Raw genomic sequence first — 20,835 nt, forward strand, 5'->3', positions numbered from 1 at the left:
GATGGAACGCGGGAGACCCCGCCCCGACCGTAACAATCGGCATAGAAGAGGTAGAATACAAAATGAGTGAAGCACAAGTACAGTTTAGTGATTATGGTTTAAATGAAGAGATTATCCGCGCACTGGAGGTTCTGAAGTACGTGGATCCTACCGAGGTGCAGCGGAAGGTCATTCCGGTAGCGCTGAACGCGCAGGATCTGATCGTGAAGTCGCAGACCGGCAGCGGCAAAACCGCAGCGTTCGCCATTCCGCTCTGTGAGCTGGTCGACTGGAATGAGAACAAACCCCAGGCGCTGGTGCTGACCCCAACCCGGGAGCTGGCCCAGCAGGTGCGTGAGGATATTACGAATATCGGGCGCTTCAAGCGGATTAAGGCGGTAGCGCTGTTCGGCAAGCAGCCTTTTGCCCCGCAGAAGATTGAGCTTACCCAGAAGACGCATGTGGTCGTTGGCACGCCGGGCCGTGTGTTTGACCATATCGACCGCGGAACGCTGAACCTCAGCCGGATTAAATATCTGGTGATTGATGAAGCGGACGAAATGCTCAGCATGGGCTTCATTGAGCAGATTGAGAAGATTATCAAGCAGCTGCCCAAGGAACGTGTAACGATGCTATTCTCGGCGACGCTGCCGGAAGTGATTAAGAATCTGTGCCGTAAGTACATGACGGAGCCGGTGGATATCGAGATCGAAGCCAGCGGAATTACGACGGCGTCGATTGAGCATGCGCTGATTGAAGTGAGACAGGCTGCCAAGTTTGGACTGCTGAGCGACCTGCTGACGGTGGAGAATCCGGATAGCTGTATTATTTTTTGCCGCACCCAGGAGCAGGTGAATGCCCTCTTCCGCGGAATGGCGGATCTGGAGTATCCGGTGGACAAAATCCACGGCGGCATGGAGCAGGACGAGCGTTTTGAGGTCATGAATGCATTCAAGCGCGGCCAGTTCCGTTACCTGATTGCCACCGACGTTGCCGCCAGAGGGATTGATATTGAGAACATCACCCATGTCATCAACTACGATATCCCGCTGGAAAAAGAGAGCTACGTCCACCGCACCGGCCGGACCGCCCGCGCAGGCAAAAGCGGTAAAGCGATCACCTTCGTTACGCCGAACGAGCACAAATGGGTCAAGGAAATCGAAGGCTACATCGGCTTCACTCTGCCGGAGATGAAAGCTCCATCGGATGATGCCGTAGCCTATGCCAAACCGGCGTTCGATCTGAAGCTGGGCAAGAAGCAGGTCCGCAAAGCCGGTAAAACCGAGGTCATGAACCAGGACATCATGAAGCTATACTTCAACGGCGGCAAGAAGAAGAAGCTCCGCGCGGTCGATTTCGTCGGCACCATCGCCAAGCTTGAGGGCATCACGGCTGCGGACATCGGGATCATCACGATTCAGGATAACGTGACCTACGTCGATATTCTGAACGGCAAGGGATCGCTTGTGCTGCAGGCGATGAAGGAGACGACCGTGAAGGGCAAGCTGCTGAAGTGCCATATCGCGAAAAAATAAGCCGGGCTAAGGCTGCATTTGCAGCCTGCCTTGTGCGGATGTGCGTGAGTTATGGGTTTCCATTTTCCTGAATCCAGTTCCAATAAGATATTTCCAAGAGCTGTCACACCAGTTACTACACGGGGTGGCGGCTTTTTTTGTGATGTATGATGTATGAGAGCCAGCGGACAAATGTATGCGAAAAACCGAATAGAATTTGCCACCAATGCAGTAAACGAGCCAGATGTATGCGAAAAACCGAATACAATGTGCCAACGCTAGCGGGTGAAGCCGATAATCCGGAAAATGTTGGAGGGGAAGGAACTGAAACGTATAGTGACACCAAGGTTTTGTCCTGAATAAAGCTGATGTTCCGGGACAAAGTGACTTTTGCGGCTGCAATAATTTCTGCGATCACGTAGATTTCAACGTAAGCTATATGCGCGGTCTGGATAGGCGTGCTGGAAGCTTGCATGAAAGTAAGTCGAACAGGATTGAATTGAACCTACCTAACCAAGGAGGATGTTGAACTATGATCAATGTGAGAAACCGCGGGTTTGCCGTACCTTTTCTGCAGCGTCTGATCCAGGTGAATACATGCAATCCTCCAGGCAATGAGCACAAGCTGTCTCTGCTGCTGCAGGACGAGTTGAGGGAGCTAGGGATTACCAGCAGCATTTCGAATGTGGAGCAGGGGCGGAGCAATCTGGAGGCGGTGATCGCCGGGTCCGGCACCCGGAAGCTGATGTTCTGCGGCCATCTCGACACGGTCAGTCCGTGGAGCGCAGCAGCAGGCAGCTATCCTCCGCATGGAGCGGTAATTGAAGGGGGCCGGATGTACGGCCGGGGCACCTCGGATATGAAAAGCGGCCTGGCCGCCATGCTGCTCGCCGCAGCCTCCCTGCACCAGGACGGCATCCGGCTGGCCGGTGATCTGGTCTTCCTGGCGACAGCCGGGGAAGAGGTCGACAGCTGCGGAGCGCGGCTGTATGCCGAGCAGCACAGGCACGACCTGCCGGAGCTGGACGGCCTCGTTATCGGCGAGCCGACCGGCAGCCGGGTGGCGGTCGGCCACAAAGGCGCCCTCTGGCTGCGTATTTCCCTCTTCGGACGCAGTGCTCACGGCTCCATGCCGCAGCTTGGACTCAATGCAGTGGAGGGCATGATGGAGGTAATCGCGCTGCTGCACCGCCATGCGCTGGAGTGGCAGGCCACAGATCCGGTTCTTGGTTCAAGCAGCCTGTCCGTGAACAAAATAACAGGCGGCGTACAGACTAACGTGGTCCCCGATCAGTGCACCATCGATGTCGATATCCGCACCGTTCCGCCGCTTGCGCATGGTCCGCTGCTGCGGGAGATCGAGGACAAGCTGCAGGAGATCCAGCGGCTTCATCCGGATTACCGTTATCAGGTGGATCAGCTGCTGGACCGCAGTGTGGTCTACACGGATCCCGGCCAGCGGTTGATTACTACGGCTTTGGAAATTGCTGCGCAGCAGAGGCGGCAGGGCCAAGCGGGAGGCCCTGATGAAGAAGCAGAAGGTGATGCGGCAATAGATGTAACCCCGGTCCAAGGCGTACCCTATTACACGGACGGCTCCGTGCTGCATGATAATGGACGCCTGCCCGTGCTGATCTACGGCCCGGGCGACCACCGCCTTGCCCACCAGCCGGATGAATGGGTGGATATTGAAGCTTTTCTGGAATCAATCGACTTTTATAGAGAGCTGGCGATCCGTTTTCTGGGCAAGGCTGAAGAGTAGAGCAACTATTCCTGTAGAATTTTTAGCTGCTCAGCTGAACTAAGCCATTCCTAAGGTTCGATCAGTGACCGGATTTCGTCGCCGACAATTCTGGTATACCAAGGCGAAAAGTACACATTGACACCATCATCAACAAGAGAAAAAGCAAAGGCAAACGGTTCGCCGGTATATAAGACTACCTGATAATACACTGGATCCCCCTCCTTATTCTGAGGGCTGTAATTTTGGGTGTTTCTCCCGCTTTCCAGCAGGTGAATGAAGCGCTTAGTTTCACTATCGTCTAAAGTTTTGTACGGCTTCACATCATCCTGATGATATAGTTCAACCCGCTCTATATTGTCTTTAATAACGTCGTTATATCGCTGCTGCAGGTTTTTGGAGTAATCATTCTCTACATATAAGCGGTATCCGCCAATTCTTTGTTCATCTTTAGCTGCAATGACCTCATCTGTCTTGAAGCCTTCCACACGGTATAAGTCAGTGCCTTTGTCCAAAAAGGCTGCATCGCCATCCTTCGTCCGGTAATCTGGATTAGTAACGACGTCCGCGACTTTAAATTTAACTTTACCAACAGTCTCCGTGCTGACTTGAGCCGGATTCTTAATTACGTTTTCCCAAGATCCGGTGTAGGAATGACCGTTTAACTTTACGAAATCTACCCAATCAATTTCAGAGCCACCCTTAATCCGGTCACCTTTCGAGCAGCTGCACAGGACTATAAGCGCTGTTAGCGCGATGAGTATTTTTATTTTCATTCCAAGACCCCCGCCTTTCTTAAATTGCATAATAGTTAACTGCAAATTCCATTTACTTATACTAATTGACGAAAATGTTCATGGGAGGTTGCGGGAACGAATCCCCTGCACGCAAAAAAACCTTCCGGAATACAGCCGAATGGCCGTATTCCGGAAGGTTTTTAATGTAAATCCCTAAGCATTATACTGCGCCTGGTACAGGCGGCTGTAGGTTCCGCCGGCATTAACCAGCTCCTCATGGCGTCCTTCCTCGGAGATGCCGTCCTCGCTGACCACGATAATCCGGTCGGCATTCTTGATTGTTGTCAGGCGGTGCGCGATGACAAGCGTCGTCCGGCCTACGGACAGGTCAGCCAGCGACTGCTGAATCGCGGCTTCAGTCTCGGTGTCGAGGGCCGAGGTGGCCTCATCCAGAATCAGAATCGGCGGATTCTTGAGGAACATCCGGGCGATCGCCAGGCGCTGCTTCTGTCCGCCGGACAGCTTGACGCCGCGTTCCCCGATAACGGTATCCATCCCGTTCGGCAGGCTGTTGATCAGCTCCTCCAGGTGGGCCTGGCGGGCAGCCTGCCAGATTTCCGGCAGCTCTGCATCCAGCTTGCCGTAAGCGATATTCTCACGGATCGTGCCGGAGAAGAGGAACACATCCTGCTGCACGATCCCGATCTGCTTCCGCAGTGAGCTGAGCTTCATATCGCGGATATCGATCCCGTCGATAGAAATGGCTCCGCCGGTCACATCGTAGAAGCGGGGAAGCAGGCTGCAGATTGTTGTTTTACCGGCGCCGGAAGGTCCGACGAAGGCAATGGTTTCACCAGCGTTAACCTTCAGGCTGATATCCGCCAGCACCGTACGGTCCGCTTCATAGCCGAAGCTGACATTGCTGAAGCTGATATCCCCGCGGAGTGAGCCTACTTCTACAGCATCCGGTTTATCGGCGATATCGGGCTCGGTATCAATGACTTCAAGATAACGTTTGAACCCGGCAATCCCCTTCGGATAGCTCTCGATGACGGAGTTGATTTTCTCGATTGGACGGAAGAAGACATTAGCCAGCAGGATGAAAGCAACGAATTCCCCGATCTCAAGCTCTCCCTGAATGAAGAACCAGGCACCGCAGACCATCACTACAATGGTAATCAGACGGGTCATCATATAGCTGACTGACGAGCTTTTGGCCATCAGCTTGTAAGCCATCAGCTTGGTCTGGCGGAACTTCTGGTTGTCCACAGCGAACAGCTCTTTCTCATATTCTTCATTGGCAAAAGACTGAACAACGCGAATCCCGCCGACATTATCCTCAATCCGGGCGTTAAAGTTACCCACATTGCCGAACAGGCGATGGTAAGTATCCGTCATATTGCGGCCGAAATGGATGATGACCCAGGCCATAATCGGCACGATGATGAAGGTGATCACAGCCAGCTGAAGATTGATATCCGCCATCAGAATAAACGCACCGATCAGTGTCATGACAGCGATAAACACATCCTCCGGCCCGTGATGCGCCACCTCGCCGATATCGTTCAGGTCATTGGTAATTCTGCCGAGCAGATGACCAGTTTTGTTATTATCGAAGAACCGGAAGGACAGCTTCTGGATATGATCGAACATTTTTTTGCGCATGTTGGTCTCAATGTTAATGCCCAGCATGTGACCCCAATAGGTGACAACATAGTTCATTGCCGTATTCAGCGCATAAATCGCGAGCAAGACAACGCAGGCAATCAGGATCAGCGGCCAGTCCTGACCCGGCAGCAGATCATCAATGAATTTATTGACCGCTACGGGAAAAGCCAGCTCCAGCAGACCGGCACCTACCGCACAGGTGAAGTCGAGAATAAACAGCTTCTTATAAGGACGGTAATAGGAGAAAAAACGACGCAGCATCTCTTGTTCACTCTTTTCTGTAGTGTGTTATGTATCTGTTCATTGAGATTGATTCTCAAGTAAACCTTATTCTTAGGATACTAAAGAGGGTTACATGATTTGTCAACGGTAAGATGTTTAAAATTGCATGTGATTCAGGTGATTTATTGCCGTTGCACCCAGTCGCGAAAGGGTTTTTCCACATATTTTAACAGTATTCAAGCACAAAGGAGGAGTTAACATGAGCGAAAATGTTGGGGGATACGGCGCAGCTTTCACTTCCACTGGCGCGATTCTGGTTCTGTTCATCCTGCTCGTAATCATTACTAAATCATTCTGGATTTAATTTAGCTTCATCTAGGTGTACTGCCGCCGGTCGAGAGACCGGCGGTTTTCCTGCTGCTGATTTTGTTCAGGTGCATTGTCAAGCCTCTGAAATAACTTTAATTTGTGCAGCCTCCGGCATAAAGAGATATAATGGCCACATGCGCCATGAATCTTAAATCCTAATACATACAGCAGCTTTATTCCCTGACAAGCCCTGGGCTTGACGGGTTCTTTGCTGCGGCCATGGAGGTACAACATGAAATTCAGCCGTCAAAAAAGCAACCTAGCGGAGCCAGGCTTGTCCGCGCATAATTCGAATACCGCCAGCCGGTGGATGCTCGTCACCGGCATTATTTGTGTCGCAGCTGCGCTGCGCGCCCCGTTCACATCAGTCGGACCTCTGCTGGAAATGATCCGTGATGACCTGGGATTGTCTAATACGATGGCCGGAGCGATCACGACCTTGCCGTTACTGGCGTTTGCGCTTCTATCACCATTCGCTCCACAGCTTGCCCGCAAAGTGGGACTTGCCAATATCCTGATGCTGGCTATGCTCACGCTGTCGATGGGGATTCTCGTCCGTTCAGCTTCCGGAACGGTTACCTTGTTTGCGGGTACGGCAATGATTGGCCTGTCCATTGCCGTCTGCAATGTGCTGCTGCCGGGACTGATCAAAGGGAAATTCCCGCACCGCATCGGCCTGATGACCGGAATCTACACGGTCTCCATGAATATATGTGCAGCTGCTGCTTCAGGAATCAGTGTTCCTTTGGCCACCCATTCCGGGCTCGGGTGGAGGGGAACCCTAGCCTTGTGGTTTATCGTCTCTGCGCTGGCTACACTGCTCTGGATTCCGCAGATGAAGAGTCTCAGTCCAAGCAGTACGGGCGCTGTGCGGTCTTCGGCCGTGCGCGTATGGCGCTCCCCGCTCGCCTGGCAGGTTACACTGTTCATGGGACTGCAGTCTTTGCTCTACTATGTCCTGATCGCCTGGTTTTCGGTTATTCTCGGGGAGCGGGGGATGTCCTCCAGCCGTGCAGGGTGGATTCTCTCGCTGATGCAGCTGGCTCAGCTGCCGTTTACATTCTTTGTACCGCTCTGGGCCGGACGGATGAAGAACCAGCGCCTGCTGGTAGTTATTACTTCCATTCTGTTTATCATTGGCATCCTCGGAGTCTGGCTGGGCAGCACGGAGCTGATGGCAGTGTGGGCGGTATGCATCGGTACAGGCGGGGGATTTGCTTTTGGCCTGGCGATGATGTTCTTCAGCCTGCGCACCCGGACTACGCAGGAAGCCAGTGAGCTGTCGGGCATGGCCCAGTCGGCCGGTTATTTGCTGGCCGCGATGGGACCCGCACTGTTCGGTCTGCTGCATGATGCTACGAACAGCTGGAACACACCGCTGGCGCTGCTTGCGGCAGCAAGCGTGCTGTTGTTCGCGGCAGGAATGGGAGCCGGACGCGACCGATACGTAGGTGACCGGAAGTAGAGGATTATAATGAACCCGGACATATTTATTATTTTCATGGATTACTTCACACATTCCACTAACAATCGGGTGGTATATTAAGGATATCCTCAGCTTGTATGTGCTACATATGTTTATGAACTATGGACTCCGCCACTTGTTGGCGGGGTCAATTTTTGTTTACGGCTCCCAAATGGAATACAAGTTTGTATAAGATTTTTACAGAGAAAGTGCATTGAAAGCTGATCAGGACATGCTACTATTGTCATTAAGATTACATGAGAATGATAATCAATGAAAATCAGACATAGGAGTGAAGAGAGAAATGACAAGCCGGGGCCGGAAGTTTATCTGGACAATCGTACTTATACTGGCAATGTCCGCTTTGGCGGCTTGCGGGACTAATAACAAGGCTGCGGACGGCAATGCCGTCCAGGCTGAGAATGCGGGGGAGCAGGCGGCAGCAGCTAGTGCAACTCCTGCAGCGAGCAGCAATAATACCTCTGAAGAAGGCGCGACCCGTACGATTACCGGAGAATTCGGAGATGTAGAAATTCCTGTACACCCTAAGCGGGTAGCAGGGATCTATGTTGAAGATTATCTGAAGGCACTGGGTGTTACTCCAGTGGTGCAATGGTATCATCCAAGCTGGGGCAAGCAGGATTATCTGAATCTGGATGTGCCTGAATTTGATATCAGCGGCAGTATGGAAGCGTTGCTCGACAAGAATCCTGATCTGATCATTACCGATGGTGGTGCAGATGCCGCTAAGTATGAACAATATTCCATGATAGCGCCAACTTACCGCCTGCCGGAGAGCGTGCTGCAGGATTCAAGGCTGATGCTGACTGCAATCGCAGATGCGCTGGGCATCCCGGAGAAGGGCGAGGCAGTGCTTGCTGAGTATGATCAGAAGGTAGCCGATGGTAAAGCCAAGCTGCAGCAGGCTCTGGGACAGGAAAAGGTAGCTGTAATCCGGCTTAATGTTGCCGACAAAACCTTTGCTCTTTTTGGGGTCAAAAACCGCTTTACCGGTGTGCTCTATGATCAATTCGGTCTGACTCCTGTCCCAATGGCAGCGGAGATGACGGAATATCAGTCTATTATTTCTGAAGAAGTGATACCAGCGCTTGAAGCGGATCACATCATTGTATTCCCTGACAACGGAGACTGGGATACAGCGGCCAATCAGGAGGCAATCGGGATTCTCGATGGCCCACTGTGGAAGAACCTGCCTGCGGTGAAGAACGGAAACATCTACAGAATGGAGCGTTCCCACTGGCAGTCGGGTGCCATCACGGCAAATACGATGAAACTTGACGATCTGCTGAAGGTCATGGTGAAATAACATTCCAGTTTAAGTGATTTTGATGATTTTGATGATCCAAGCGAAAAGAAGGTCTATCAGCACGGTTGATAGATCTTCTTTTTTGTTTTACACTAAAATGATGATAATGATTCTCAATTAGGAGGGGTGGAATGGCGGAGTTATTACAGGAGATCACCGGAAGAAGGCTGTTCTACAGCCTGACTAACATAGAAACCGTTTCCCAGTCCCCGTCCGGACATGATCCGGTAGATGTGTATAAGGAACATACATTAATTATAGTTTCGGAAGGGCAGGGCTGGCTCAAAGCGGATGATAGACAATATCCCTTGGAGAAAGGGACGGGATTTCTGATAGAGGCCGGATCTCTAAACAGAATCCGGGCCGGAGAGCGGGGGTTAAGCTTTTACCGGATTGCCTTTGAGGTTATCCATACAGGGGACAGTACACATAGCGGAGTTGAAAGTACGTGTGGAGATGGCTTGCTCCGGCCGGGATTCCTTAACTGCAGACCTTACTCGCAGTGTGTACTGCTGCTGGATTCCATTCACCACAGCCGCAGGATTGCGGAGGGTATCGAATGGTTCGCGGCTCAGACCCGCTTTCAAGAGCTGCTGCTGCTGATTATGCAGGCAAATTCCCCGGCAATGAAGACAATGGATGATCATGAGGCGGTGGAGCGTTCGATCCGCTATATGGAGGAACATTTCAATGAATCCTTATCTGTCGACCAGCTGGCTGAGATTGCAGGGATTGGCCGTGCGCGTTATACCCAGATTTTTAAAGAGATTACCGGTCAGATCCCCTTGGAGCACTTAAACGGTCTGCGTATTGAACGGGCACAGCAGCAGCTGCTGCTGACTAAGGACCGCCTGCATGACGTTGCACTGGCTGTCGGCTACAGTAATGAGTATTATTTCAACCGCCGCTTCAAGGGAACGGTTGGTGTAACTCCCGGCCAATACAGGAGCCTTCATCAGGAGGGAGTCCGTGTATTTGCCCCTTTTCTGGAGGATTACCTGCTGGCATTGGGGATTACTCCAGTGGTGCAATATTGTCATGCCCAGTGGGGGAAGCAGGAGTATCTGGGTCTTGATCAGGTTCCGGCATTTGATATTTCGAGCGGAGACTGGGAAGGTCTCTCCCGGTATATGCCGGAGCTGATCATGCTGGATGACGGCTTTCAGCGCTGGCAGCTGGGGGAATGCCGCCAGGTTGCCCCGCTGCTCCGGCTTCCGTTCCACCAGGAGGACTGGCGGGCAACGCTCCGCTCCGCAGCAGCTGTCTTCGGCAGAACGGAACGGGTGCAGGAGGTCATCGCACATTATGAGCAGCAGGCCCGGCAGGCCAAGCGGATGCTCAGCCGCAGCATCCGGGGACAGACGGTAGCGGTAGTCCGGATTTCCTCCTATGGAGTTGCGCTTTATGGCTGTGAAGAGCTGGGATATTCAGCAAGCGTTCTGCACGAGGATCTGGGGCTTCAGCGGCATGGATATGCCAGCCGGCTTACCCGGGGACAGAAACGTGTGAACCTTAGCCGCGAGGAGCTGTCGCAGCTGACTACAGATCATCTGTTTATTACTTTTGACAAACAGGAAGGTGAAAGCCGGGAACTGCTCGACACACGGCTATGGAGAAGCCTGCCCGCTGTGCGCAACCGCTGTGTGTACGAGGTGGATTTCATGGCCTGGATGAATTATGGTGTGCTGTCGCATCAGCGGAAGATTGAGGATGTGCTTAAGGTATTGGCATAAGCAACTATCACAGTCTGCGGATTGGTGAGGCAACAGCAATAATCACCTCGATCAGCTTGGCCCCGGCGGCCAGCAGGAATACAGCACCGGGCGCTAGTGCGCCGCTCATCCAGCCGCCGAGCAATGCGCCGGCCGGCATGGCCGTGCGGGTGACGACTCTTGAGAAGCTCAGCACTCTGCCGAGCAGCTCGGGCGGAACCTTCTCCTGGCGGATGGAAGCGGACAATACGGACCAGGAGGTGTTGCAGGCAGCGACCAGGCCGAAGCCGATTCCCGGCGCGAGCCAGGAGGAGTTGAAGCCGGCCAGCACAAATCCGCAGGTTCCGGCCAGCAGCAGCAGCGGAATCAGGCGGCCGCGCCTGAAATGACGGTCGAGATAAATGACCGCAAGACTCCCGGTGACTCCTCCGGCGGCCAGCAAGGTATAAGTCATGCCCATCTGACCTGTAGTTAAATGAAGCTTGGTAATCAGGTAGTAGGTCAATGTGGCATACGCTGCACTGTAGCCGAAGTTACCGATGGCTGCCTGTACAGAGAGGGCCAATTGAACCGGGCTGCGGATCAGCCAGAGGAAGCCCTGGGACATTTCAGCGAAAATAGCAGGTTTGGCGCTTCGTGTCCGTTCCGCTTCCTGCGGAAGCCGGTACAGGACGTAGAGAATGACTGCGAAGGAAGCGACATCCAGCCACAGGATGGAAGTAATGCTCATAAGCGAGGCCAATCCGCCAGCGATTGCCGGTCCCAGCATATCGGCCAGCTGGCCTGCGGTCTGCACCCCGGCATTTCCCCGGGTAAGATTCTTGCCGGACAGCGCCGGAATGAGGGTTACAACCGCTATATCATAACCCGTTGATACAATGGATAAGAGCAGAGAAATGACGTACAGATGCCAAATGGCGAGCAGTCCGTAATGTGCCATTACAGGAATGAGGGCAATGAGCCCCATTCGGATCAGGTCTGCACAGAGCATCAGCCGTTTGCGGCTGAACCGGTCAAGGATCACTCCGGCAAAAGGGGTAAACAATATGACCGGCAGCACACTGACGGCAAACATCGAGCTCATCACCAGCACAGATCCGGTCAGCCTGAAGGAGAGCAGCGGCAGACAAAAGGTGTACAGCGCATCGCCGATTCTGGATATGAAATATCCGGTCAGGAAATGGGCCAGCTGCAGCGGGCTTTGTGGCCGGGATGCCGGCAGAACCTCCCGCAGATTCTCTGACTGTGGCAGAGTATGAGGCGGACAGTTGAACGGCTGGCTTGAATCAGAAGCAGACCAGCGGTCGGTCTTCATAACTGTTCCCGCCAATACGCCGACAATACGCTGAAGATGCCGTACAAGCTGAACAGAACGAGTATGACTGCGGTGCCCAGGCTCAGAAACCGGCTGAAGCTGCCGGACAGCCTGCCGCTGATCAGGGAGATCAGACCGGATAACAGCAGCCACCAGGCGAAGGAGCCCAGAGCAATACCTGCCGGAAGAAACAGGGAGGCACTGACTTCATGGCCCAGGGAAGCAGCAAGGGCCATGAAGGACAGAAGTGTGGCCGGATTGGCCAGAGTCAGCAGGCAGGCGGAGGACAGGCTGTAGATATTTCCGCTGCGCACGGCTGCTGTTACAGGTTCTACCTTGGCCGGCCCCGGCCCCAGCGCCTTCAATCCCAGGTAGCCGAGAAACAGGCTGCCGAGCAGACGAAGCGGCACTGCGTATGTGGAGGTGAAATCATTCACAACCCGGAAGCTGGCAACGGTCACCAGCGCATAGAAGGCGTCGGCGAGCGCAATTCCGGCACCCGTAGCGAGACCGGCGGTGAAGCCGGATTTCAGGGTACGGTTCATGCACAGCAGAGACATCGGTCCGACAGGAGCGGCAATAATGAAGCCGAAGCTGAGACCGCTTAACAAGGCCACCCAGATCATGGTGTACGTTCAGCCGGCGGCAGCGGTACATGCGGAGTTTCTTTGACGGTCCCTAGGATAATTGTAGTGCGGGTCCGCACAATACCCGGCAGGCCTTTGATCTCCTCGCTGATGATCCGGTCCAGATCCCGTGTTCCCCGGCAGCGCAGCTTCAGGATATAATCATCATCCCCGGCAGTGTGATGGCATTCCTGAACCTCGGGCAGCTTCCTCACGAGTTCTATGAAGCCTTGCCGGTGTTCCGGCCGCTCCAGGGATACGGCAATTAGCGCAGCTAATCCGTATCCGGCGGATTCAGCGTCGATCAGTGCCGTATATCCGGTAATGACACCTTGCTCCTCCAGCCGCCGGACCCTGTCCGCCGTGGCGGGAGAAGAAAGACCCAGCAGTCCGGCAAGCTCTGACCAGGTGATCCTGCCGTTATTCATTATTGCCGAGATGATCTTATAATCTAAAGAATCCATGCTATTCCTCCTTGTATTATTAATCTATATGAGAAATATACATTATAATATTAAGTTGTGCAATAATATTCCATATTATCGATATGTTGTTTATTGGACGCTGATTGGACGTTTATTGGGAGTTTCATAAGCCAGGAATAATCATTAATAAAAAAGCTTGCAATTTACACGCAAAGCGAGTATAGTCTAATTACGGTGATTGAATCACTGAAATACATAATATGCGGTCATGGCGGAATTGGCAGACGCGCTGGCTTCAGGTGCCAGTGATAGCAATATCGTGGAGGTTCGAGTCCTCTTGACCGCATCTGCTTTACAAATTTGACCCGTAATTGCTTAGGCAATTACGGGTCATTTTGATTTTTGAGCCGAATGGGCGAAATGTAGGCGGGAAAGAGCCTGGATGGGTGGAATGAGGGGCAGAAATGCCCCTGAATCCGCCGGAATTGGGCGGCAAGCGGAAATGAGGGGCAAAAGTGCCCCTGAATCCGCCGGAATTGGGCGGTAAGCGGAAATGAGGGGCAGAAATGCCCCTGAATCCGCCGAAATTGGGCGGTAAGCGGAAATGAGGGGCAGAAATGCCCCTGAATCTGCCGGAATTGGGCGGCAAGCGGAAATGAGGGGCAGAAATGCCCCTGATTCCGCCGAAATTGGGCGGCAAGCGGAAATGAGGGGCAGAAATGCCCCTGAATCCGCCGAAATTGGGCGGCAAGCGGAAATGAGGGGCAGAAATGCCCCTCATTCCGCCGGAAGTAGGCGTTGTGGGGAGATTAGGGGGTGAAGTTCCCTCTGAGTCCACCAAAAGTAGCCAGATAAGCCGGATGTATGCGAAAAACCGAATACAATGCTCCAACGATTGTGCAAATGAGCCGGATGTATGCGAAAAACCGAATACAATGCACCAACAATGGGGCAGACAAGCCGAATGTATGCGAAAAGCCGAATACAATGCACCAACAATGGGGCAAATGAGCCGAATGTATGCGAAAAGCCGAATACAATGCACTAACAATGGGGCAAATGAGCCGAATATATGCGAAAAACCGAGTACAATGCACCGACGATAGGGCAAATGAGCTGGATGTATGTGAAAAACCGAGTACAATGCACCAACGATAGGGTAGTTGAGGGCGAATCAGATGTAAAATGCCTCTGACTCCGCCTAAAGTAGGCGGGATGTAGGAACGAGAAGCCGCAAAAGTTGCTACCCGATAAGGGGGGCATCTTTTTTTTGCGTGATATGCGTTATGCGCGTTATGTGAGGAGAAACCTGTTGCAGTTACATCTGCATGCCAATCAACCTGCTTAGCGGGACGGCTTCTTTAAATACCTTGTTCACTGCCCACGCCCACGCTCCTGCTTCCGCAGGAACAGACTCAATACAACCCCGCAAATTGCCAGACTCAGCGGAAGCAGGAAGGTGTCGTGGAACCCTGCGATCATCGCTGCAGTATGGGCAGAAGCTGCAGCGGAGCCGGCCTGGCTCATGTGCTCGGCAATGTTGGAAGACAACAGACCGGAGATGATGGCAACGGCGAAGGAACCGACTATCTGCTGGGCGGATGTGGTCAGCGGGGTTACCCGGCTGATCAGATCTTTGGGTGCTGACTTGAGCACATGGGTGCCGAGCTGCATGGTAGTGAGTCCCTGGCCGAGCCCCAGGAGGGCGAAGGATCCGGTCATCGCATAGATCGTCGTATCACTGTCCAGCCGTGAAAGAAGGACGAGTGCAGCTGAGAGCAGCACAAGACCGGAGAACACAGGAATCCGTGCTCCGTATTTGTCGAGAAGTCTGCCCCCAGCCATAACCCCGGCGAAGCTGACCAGCGCCTGCGGAATGATCATCATCCCGGATTCCAAGGAGGAGAAGCCTCTAACCTGCTGCAGATATAGCGGGATCAACAAGATTGAACCGAATAAGGCGATCTGGTTAATCCAGGCCAGAATGATTCCCTTGGTGAACTCGAAGGAACGGAAGGAACGCAGCTCAAGCAGCGGCTCCTTCTGGCGCAGCTCTACGATAATAAACAGAGACAGCGCAACTAAGCCAAAGGCGAGCGGCAGCAGTGTATAGGAGTCTGTCCAGCCCTCCGCGCCACCTCTGTGCACTCCGAAGACGAGACTGGAGAAGGCCAGCGGGGACAGGGCCATTCCCCAAATATCCAATTTGGCGGATGTTCCTTTTCCGGAGACCGGAAGATACTTCATTCCTAAATAGATTGCGATCAGGCCGATCGGCAGATTGATCAGAAAAATCCAATGCCAGCTTACGTATTCCAGCAGCCACCCCGATAACACGGGGCCGAGCAGCGGAGCGATCAGCATTGGCATGGCGAGGAAGCCCATTAGCTCGCCTCTTCGCTCAGGCGGGGCGATCTTGAAAGATAAAGCCATACCGATAGGAGCTACCATGCCGCCGCCAAGTCCCTGCATAATACGGAAGACAATCAGTTGAGCCGGGGACTGGGCTAATGCACACAGCAGGGAGCCGAAAGAGAATAATAGAATGGATACGAGAAATACGCGTTTAGCCGTGAATCTGTCCGAGAACCAGCCGGCGAGCGGAATGATCATGGAGGTAGCCAGCGTGTAGCCGGTAATCGCCCATTGAATGGTCTTTAGGCTGGTGTGAAATACATTCTCCAGCTCAGGTATCGCTACATTCATAATGGTATTGTCCAGCATAACCAGCAGCATTCCTGCAATCAGGGCGAAGAGTACAGGGATAAGCGGTTTGATCGAAAAGGGTTTGCCGCCTTGCAGAGCAGTTTCTGTTGTGGATGGTTTCATCGCAGTACACGTCCTCTTAAAATTAATGTTGGTCATCGTGCGAAGCTTGAATAATGATCGGGAAGCAGCTGTCCCCTCCGGCCGGTAAGGATCTCTGCATCCACAATCTAACGATGTAAGATTAATATAGCACCGCGATATATTTACTGTAAAGAGAAATATCTAATGGTGTAAGTTTGTTGTTAGAATTATCTAACGATGGTAGACCCTGTTTGCAGGATCGCTTAAAATAGAAGTAGCTTGTACTCGGGAGGGCTCATATGAGAATCAAAAATATGCAAATTACCGAACCAAATATCATCAAGGCAGCCTGGGAGCTGCTTGACCAAATAGGGATTGAGGATTTCAGCATGCGGAAGCTGGCGGATCTGCTGCATATCCAGGCCCCTTCGCTGTATTGGCATTTCAAAAGCAAGCAGAGCCTGTTTCAGACGCTGGCCAATGAGGTGGCAAAAGAGGCACGGGAGGCAGCCGGACTGGAAGGAGATTGGGAGGAACAGCTGTTTCATTGTGCGTCGATGATCCGCAGCGTAATTGATAAGTATCCATGCTCTGCCCAGCTGTTAATGAGAACGGTACCTTCTGAGCCGGATTATTTGGCCTTGATCAACCAGCTGCTGCAGATTGTGGACCCGCTTCCTGTCAGCGACAGCGACAAGTTCTCCTCCATTGCCTGCCTGCTGAACTATGTCATTGCTTTTGAACTCGATAAATATGAGCAGCGCAGAGTCGATACAGCCATGAAAAATGAAGCGGACGGCGGAGCGCAGGGTTCGTTTATGGATTCACTTGAACGTTTGTCCGGAGATGGGCCGAACGTAGTTCAGCGTATGCATCATAACGGCTTATTCCGCGAGCTGGGTTCGGATAACATGTTCCGTACAGGCCTGAAAATAATCATTGCAGGTATAGCCCAGCTGGCACAGCAGCAGACATAAGCCATAGCCCGAAGCTCCATCCAGCTTCTTGAAGAAACGGCACCCCTCAGAGGACGGCATTACCGTTTCTTTTTTTTAGGATGATTTATATGTTTTGGGTTCCCCACTTTGTGGGGTTATTTTTTGCGGACAGACTGTAACCTTTTGCCGGTGGTAGACGAATAACAAGTAGATGGCTCAGCGGGAGAGGAGGCGGCGTAAGACGAACGGAATCGGAAGAGAACATGCGGGAGGCGCTGAATCAGAGGCTGCGAAGGATGGTTCCGCGGAAGAAGAGGCTGTACTGGTCAGCTTCAGGGACGGGAGCCTTGAGGCTTTTGAGTGGCTGGTGCGCAAGTACCGGAAGCCGGCGGTGCGGTTTGCGTACCACTTGACCGGAGATTATCATACGGCTGAGGATCTGGCGCAGGATTGCTTCGCCTATCTGCTGGTGTATCCGGAGAAGTATGATCACCGTGCAGCCTTCCAAACCTATTTGTTCACCATTCTCCGCAATAAAAGCATTGACTCCATCCGCAAGCGCAGCAGACAGCGAACCTTGACCGGAGCGGGAGAGAGCCATGGTCCGGAAGACCGCGGGACACAGAGCAGCATACATACACAGGGAACAGACGATCCCGAACGGCTGGCTATTATCCGTGAAGAAGACCTGGAGTGGCGCAGCAGACTGCGCCGGATGAAGCCGGATTACGGCCAGGCGGTCTATCTGGTGGATGTGGGACAGATGTCTTATGAGCAGGCGGCTGCGGTAATGGGACGGAATACGGTAAGCTTCAAGGTGCTGCTGCACCGGGCGCGCAAGAAGCTCAGGCAGATTTATGAAAAGGAGGAGTGGGATTGTGAGGTCAAACGAACCGGAACAGTTATTTCTGGATGAGGTCTACCGCAAAGCCCGTCTGCTGGAATATGACAAGCGTGAAGCACAGAAAGTGCTGCATAACCGCAGAGTGCTGGCCAGACGCAAGGCAATGACCATATCATGCGTCACAATCTTTACGGCTGTTTTTGCCCTGATGATCTCGATTGGAAAGATCGATCAGACCCTATGCGTAGCGCTGTCGCTTCTTCTGATCGCAGCAGGTCTGCTGATAGAGAAGCTTGAATTGACGTGGAGTCCGGAGAATGACAGTTAACCAGGGAGTATTAAGAATGGGGAGAGAACTGGAATGGAGCTAATCATTAATCATTTGACTAAGACCTACGGGAGCAAACAGGCGCTGCAGGATATCAGCTTCCGGGTGGGCGAAGGTATTCATGGCCTGCTCGGGCCTAACGGAGCGGGCAAAACAACGCTCATGCGTCTGCTGGCCACCTTGATGGAGCCCACCTCGGGAACGGTGGAGATTGATGGGGTTGCCTTGAAGGACAAAGCACGGATCCGCGAACTGGTTGGATATTTGCCGCAGGAATTCGCCTTTTATCCGGGGATGACGGTAGTGGAAGCGATGGATTATCTGGCGCTGTTATCCGGCATAGCCGGCCGTGCTGAGCGGAAACGGAGAATAGAGAATCTGCTTGAGCTGGTTAACCTGACCGAGCAGCGGCGTACGAAGGTGAAGGCGTTATCCGGGGGGATGAAGCGCCGTCTCGGTGTGGCCCAGGCAATGGTGCATGAGCCGAAGCTGCTGATCGTCGATGAACCGACAGCAGGGCTGGACCCTGAAGAGCGGATCCGTTTCCGGCGTCTGCTCAGCCGGTTCGCGGAAGGCAGAATTGTTCTCTTGTCCACGCATGTCGTCGAAGACGTGGAATCTACCTGTGAGCAGATGACCGTTCTGCATAAGGGATGCCTGCGTTATCACGGCAGAATAGGCGATTTAACCGCCGCCGCTGCCGGCCGTGTCTGGATAGCGGAGCTTGACCGGGCCGAGTGGGAGAGGGAGCGCGACCGGTTTCCGGTATTATCTGCTGTGCCGGAAGGGAACAGGATGCGTGTCCGAATACTGTCAGATCAGCAGCCCTATGCAGGGGCACAGCAGACCGCGCCGTCGATTGAAGATGCTTATCTGCACCTCATGCGCAGGGAGGAATCCTTCGTATGATGGCACTGATCGGCAAAGAGATGCGCATGACGCTGCGCAGCCTGGTTTTTTATCTGTTTATTATCGCGAGCGTGTTCTTCTATTTCACTTCTTATGCTACGGAGGAAACCTGGGGCGAGCTGGGTTCCCCTGTTGTAAGTACGCCACAGAATGTAGGTACTATTGAACACCCGTATTACGGCTGGAAGCAGCCGGCGGATACCCGCGATTTGGCCGAACAAATGAGGAAGGAAATGGGCTGGAATCTGGATGCCGGAACCAGCCAAAAAATCAGGCTGGGTTTTCCATTCAAGGTTAAGCTGAACGAGAAGGAGAAGCAGGCCTTGTCTGCAGCGATCTCCCAGCTGGATGAGGTTCTGAAGAATCCGGATAAATATACTATGGATGAGGTATACACTATCGCCGAGTCAGTGAACAATCAATTGGGCGGGAAAAGTATATACCAGCAAGGGCTGGGGGAATTCGGTTCTGCCATTGAGTCTGTTGATGAAGCCATAAAGGCGCAGGAAGCGGAGCTTGCCCGCTATAACTTAAAGGTGGATGCAGGTGAATTGCTGCCCGGAGCCGCACGCTACTTCAGTGATTATCTCTCGCTGCCAGCAGGGATCTTTCCGGTCTTTCTGTCAGCCTTTCTGCTGCTCCGGGACCGCTCCAGCCGGATGAATGAATTGATTTACAGCCGCAGAATTTCGCCTTGGGTGTATGTTGGTTCGAAGTTTATTGCACAAGGTGTCATGTTATCTATGATCTACCTCATCCTGGCTGTCATCGGCGGCTGGCAGACCGTGGATACACTGGGGCTTACCGGCCAGACGGGACAGGCTATAGCAGTCTTCCTTGGATACACAGCATGGTGGCTGCTGCCGACGTTATGGATTTCCGTTGCCTTCGGGATGTTCGGCTCGATGCTGTTCCGCCGGGGGATCGTACCCATCGCCCTGCAGATTGTCTGGTGGTTCATGTCGGTACTGCCGCTGTTGGGCTCTTATGGGCTGAACCGGCTGTTCATCCGCTTCAACTCGCCTAATGACTACGAGTTATACTGGAAGTGGACGGATGAGATTGCACTTAACCGCAGCTTCTATCTGATACTCACTGTTCTATTGGCTGCAGGAGCCGCCTGGTTATGGGAAAGAAACCGCAGCCGGCTGGATTCAGCCAAGATACTGAGCAGGAAGACCGCTAAAGGAAGTGTGGCGGCATCTGCAGCGGAGGCGCTTAGATGAGCCGGCAGATCATCCGCCCGCTGGCCGGGTACAACCTTAGGCTGACTGCACATTATTCCTGGCTCCTGTCCGCAGCGCTTCTGGCTGTCGTCCCGTTCTTCATGGAGCCGGCACTGATGGACAGGGTTCAGACTGCGAAGCTGGGGGAACAGCTGATCAGCTTTCTGGGATTGATTGTCTTCCCCCACCTGGGCCTGCTGGAGGATGGCGGGATTGGTGAAGTACTCTATGCCAAGCGGGTAAGGCATCATCCGGTATTTCTTTTTCGCTGGCTGCTCACCTTTCTCTATATCTTCCTTGTGGTGACTGCCTTATTCACATGGATGCATGGGAGCGGTGCTGATTTTGAACTGTGGCCGATGATCGGCGGGACGGTGATTACCGCAGTTGCGATAGGATCAGCGGGACTGACGGCTGCACTCTTGATCGGCAACATCTCTGCCGGATACATTGCCGGATTCTCCTGGTATCTGCTTGATTTCATGACCAAAGGCAAGCTGACCGGCCGCTTTTATTTATTCGGCCTGATAAATAGCGAATGGGATAATGATAAATGGCTGCTGGCAGGAGGTTCTCTCGCCCTGGCGCTGTTCTGCGCCTTCTGGCTGCCGCGCAAGAGGCTGGACTAGTAGAGGCCAGGCCTGTCTTATATCAGGTACAATCCAATATAATAAAAATCATATAACAACCGCCTTGACGT

Annotated in this window: 18 protein-coding genes and 1 tRNA gene; 13 read left to right on the forward strand and 6 right to left on the reverse strand. The window is 53.0% G+C overall.

What is annotated here, in order from left to right:
• The first annotated feature begins 62 nt into the window (after nt 1-62).
• Complete coding sequence (locus PBOR_RS12100) at nt 63-1,514, forward strand: DEAD/DEAH box helicase (protein WP_042211877.1); 1,452 nt, start codon at nt 63-65, stop codon at nt 1,512-1,514.
• A gap of 511 nt (nt 1,515-2,025) precedes the next feature.
• Nucleotides 2,026-3,255: a M20 family metallopeptidase gene (locus PBOR_RS12105; RefSeq protein ID WP_042211878.1), complete on the forward strand. Its 1,230-nt coding sequence runs from the start codon at nt 2,026-2,028 to the stop codon at nt 3,253-3,255.
• Between the two features lie 50 nt (nt 3,256-3,305).
• Here the strand turns inward: PBOR_RS12105 and PBOR_RS12110 are convergent, their stop codons facing one another.
• Nucleotides 3,306-4,010 (reverse strand): hypothetical protein, encoded by a 705-nt coding sequence (locus PBOR_RS12110; RefSeq protein ID WP_042211879.1) that lies wholly within the window; start codon nt 4,008-4,010, stop codon nt 3,306-3,308.
• 174 nt (nt 4,011-4,184) lie between these two features.
• Complete coding sequence (locus PBOR_RS12115) at nt 4,185-5,900, reverse strand: ABC transporter ATP-binding protein (protein ID WP_042211880.1); 1,716 nt, start codon at nt 5,898-5,900, stop codon at nt 4,185-4,187.
• A gap of 220 nt (nt 5,901-6,120) precedes the next feature.
• On the opposite strand from PBOR_RS12115, the gene PBOR_RS37690 reads away from it, so the two are divergent.
• From PBOR_RS37690 to PBOR_RS12130, 4 genes are all read left to right on the forward strand, one after another.
• Nucleotides 6,121-6,225 carry a YjcZ family sporulation protein gene (locus PBOR_RS37690; RefSeq protein WP_218918899.1) on the forward strand — a complete coding sequence of 35 codons (105 nt, stop codon included), beginning with the start codon at nt 6,121-6,123 and terminating at the stop codon, nt 6,223-6,225.
• A 237-nt stretch (nt 6,226-6,462) separates the two neighbouring features.
• Nucleotides 6,463-7,695 carry a CynX/NimT family MFS transporter gene (locus tag PBOR_RS12120; protein WP_042211881.1) on the forward strand — a complete coding sequence of 411 codons (1,233 nt, stop codon included), beginning with the start codon at nt 6,463-6,465 and terminating at the stop codon, nt 7,693-7,695.
• Nucleotides 7,696-7,999: 304 nt separating this feature from the next.
• On the forward strand, nt 8,000-9,022 hold the full coding sequence (locus PBOR_RS12125; RefSeq protein WP_042211882.1) for an ABC transporter substrate-binding protein: 1,023 nt from the start codon (nt 8,000-8,002) through the stop codon (nt 9,020-9,022).
• Nucleotides 9,023-9,153: 131 nt separating this feature from the next.
• Nucleotides 9,154-10,755 (forward strand): helix-turn-helix domain-containing protein, encoded by a 1,602-nt coding sequence (locus PBOR_RS12130; RefSeq protein WP_052429448.1) that lies wholly within the window; start codon nt 9,154-9,156, stop codon nt 10,753-10,755.
• 7 nt (nt 10,756-10,762) lie between these two features.
• Here the strand turns inward: PBOR_RS12130 and PBOR_RS12135 are convergent, their stop codons facing one another.
• From PBOR_RS12135 to PBOR_RS12145, 3 genes are read right to left on the reverse strand one after another with little or no spacing between them, the layout of a single operon-like run.
• Nucleotides 10,763-12,049: an MFS transporter gene (locus PBOR_RS12135; protein ID WP_052429449.1), complete on the reverse strand. Its 1,287-nt coding sequence runs from the start codon at nt 12,047-12,049 to the stop codon at nt 10,763-10,765.
• On the reverse strand, nt 12,046-12,675 hold the full coding sequence (locus tag PBOR_RS12140) for a LysE family translocator (RefSeq protein WP_042211883.1): 630 nt from the start codon (nt 12,673-12,675) through the stop codon (nt 12,046-12,048). The genes PBOR_RS12135 and PBOR_RS12140 overlap by 4 nt, the downstream gene beginning before the upstream one ends.
• Nucleotides 12,672-13,139, reverse strand: coding sequence for an Lrp/AsnC family transcriptional regulator (locus PBOR_RS12145; protein WP_042211884.1), 468 nt, complete (start codon nt 13,137-13,139; stop codon nt 12,672-12,674). Before PBOR_RS12145 ends, PBOR_RS12140 begins: the two co-directional genes overlap by 4 nt.
• 223 nt (nt 13,140-13,362) lie before the next feature.
• On the opposite strand from PBOR_RS12145, the gene PBOR_RS12150 reads away from it, so the two are divergent.
• A tRNA-Leu gene (locus PBOR_RS12150) sits at nt 13,363-13,446 on the forward strand.
• A gap of 1,028 nt (nt 13,447-14,474) precedes the next feature.
• On the opposite strand, the gene PBOR_RS12160 is transcribed toward PBOR_RS12150, so the two are convergent.
• Nucleotides 14,475-15,929 (reverse strand): MDR family MFS transporter, encoded by a 1,455-nt coding sequence (locus PBOR_RS12160; RefSeq protein WP_042211888.1) that lies wholly within the window; start codon nt 15,927-15,929, stop codon nt 14,475-14,477.
• Between the two features lie 260 nt (nt 15,930-16,189).
• On the opposite strand from PBOR_RS12160, the gene PBOR_RS12165 reads away from it, so the two are divergent.
• From PBOR_RS12165 to PBOR_RS12190, 6 genes are all read left to right on the forward strand, one after another.
• Complete coding sequence (locus PBOR_RS12165; protein ID WP_042211891.1) at nt 16,190-16,867, forward strand: TetR/AcrR family transcriptional regulator; 678 nt, start codon at nt 16,190-16,192, stop codon at nt 16,865-16,867.
• Between the two features lie 172 nt (nt 16,868-17,039).
• Complete coding sequence (locus tag PBOR_RS35425; RefSeq protein WP_052429450.1) at nt 17,040-17,744, forward strand: RNA polymerase sigma factor; 705 nt, start codon at nt 17,040-17,042, stop codon at nt 17,742-17,744.
• Nucleotides 17,707-18,000, forward strand: coding sequence for a hypothetical protein (locus PBOR_RS12175; RefSeq protein WP_042211894.1), 294 nt, complete (start codon nt 17,707-17,709; stop codon nt 17,998-18,000). The genes PBOR_RS35425 and PBOR_RS12175 overlap by 38 nt, the downstream gene beginning before the upstream one ends.
• A gap of 33 nt (nt 18,001-18,033) precedes the next feature.
• Entirely contained in the window at nt 18,034-18,909 is an 876-nt protein-coding gene (locus PBOR_RS12180) for an ABC transporter ATP-binding protein (protein WP_042211897.1), read from the forward strand.
• Nucleotides 18,906-20,135 (forward strand): ABC transporter permease, encoded by a 1,230-nt coding sequence (locus tag PBOR_RS12185; RefSeq protein WP_042211899.1) that lies wholly within the window; start codon nt 18,906-18,908, stop codon nt 20,133-20,135. The genes PBOR_RS12180 and PBOR_RS12185 overlap by 4 nt, the downstream gene beginning before the upstream one ends.
• The gene (locus PBOR_RS12190) at nt 20,132-20,764 is read left to right on the forward strand and encodes a hypothetical protein (RefSeq protein ID WP_042211901.1); all 633 of its coding nucleotides are present in this window, start codon (nt 20,132-20,134) and stop codon (nt 20,762-20,764) included. The genes PBOR_RS12185 and PBOR_RS12190 overlap by 4 nt, the downstream gene beginning before the upstream one ends.
• The last annotated feature ends 71 nt before the right edge of the window (nt 20,765-20,835 follow it).

This window comes from Paenibacillus borealis (assembly GCF_000758665.1).
Classification (GTDB): domain Bacteria; phylum Bacillota; class Bacilli; order Paenibacillales; family Paenibacillaceae; genus Paenibacillus_AQ; species Paenibacillus_AQ borealis.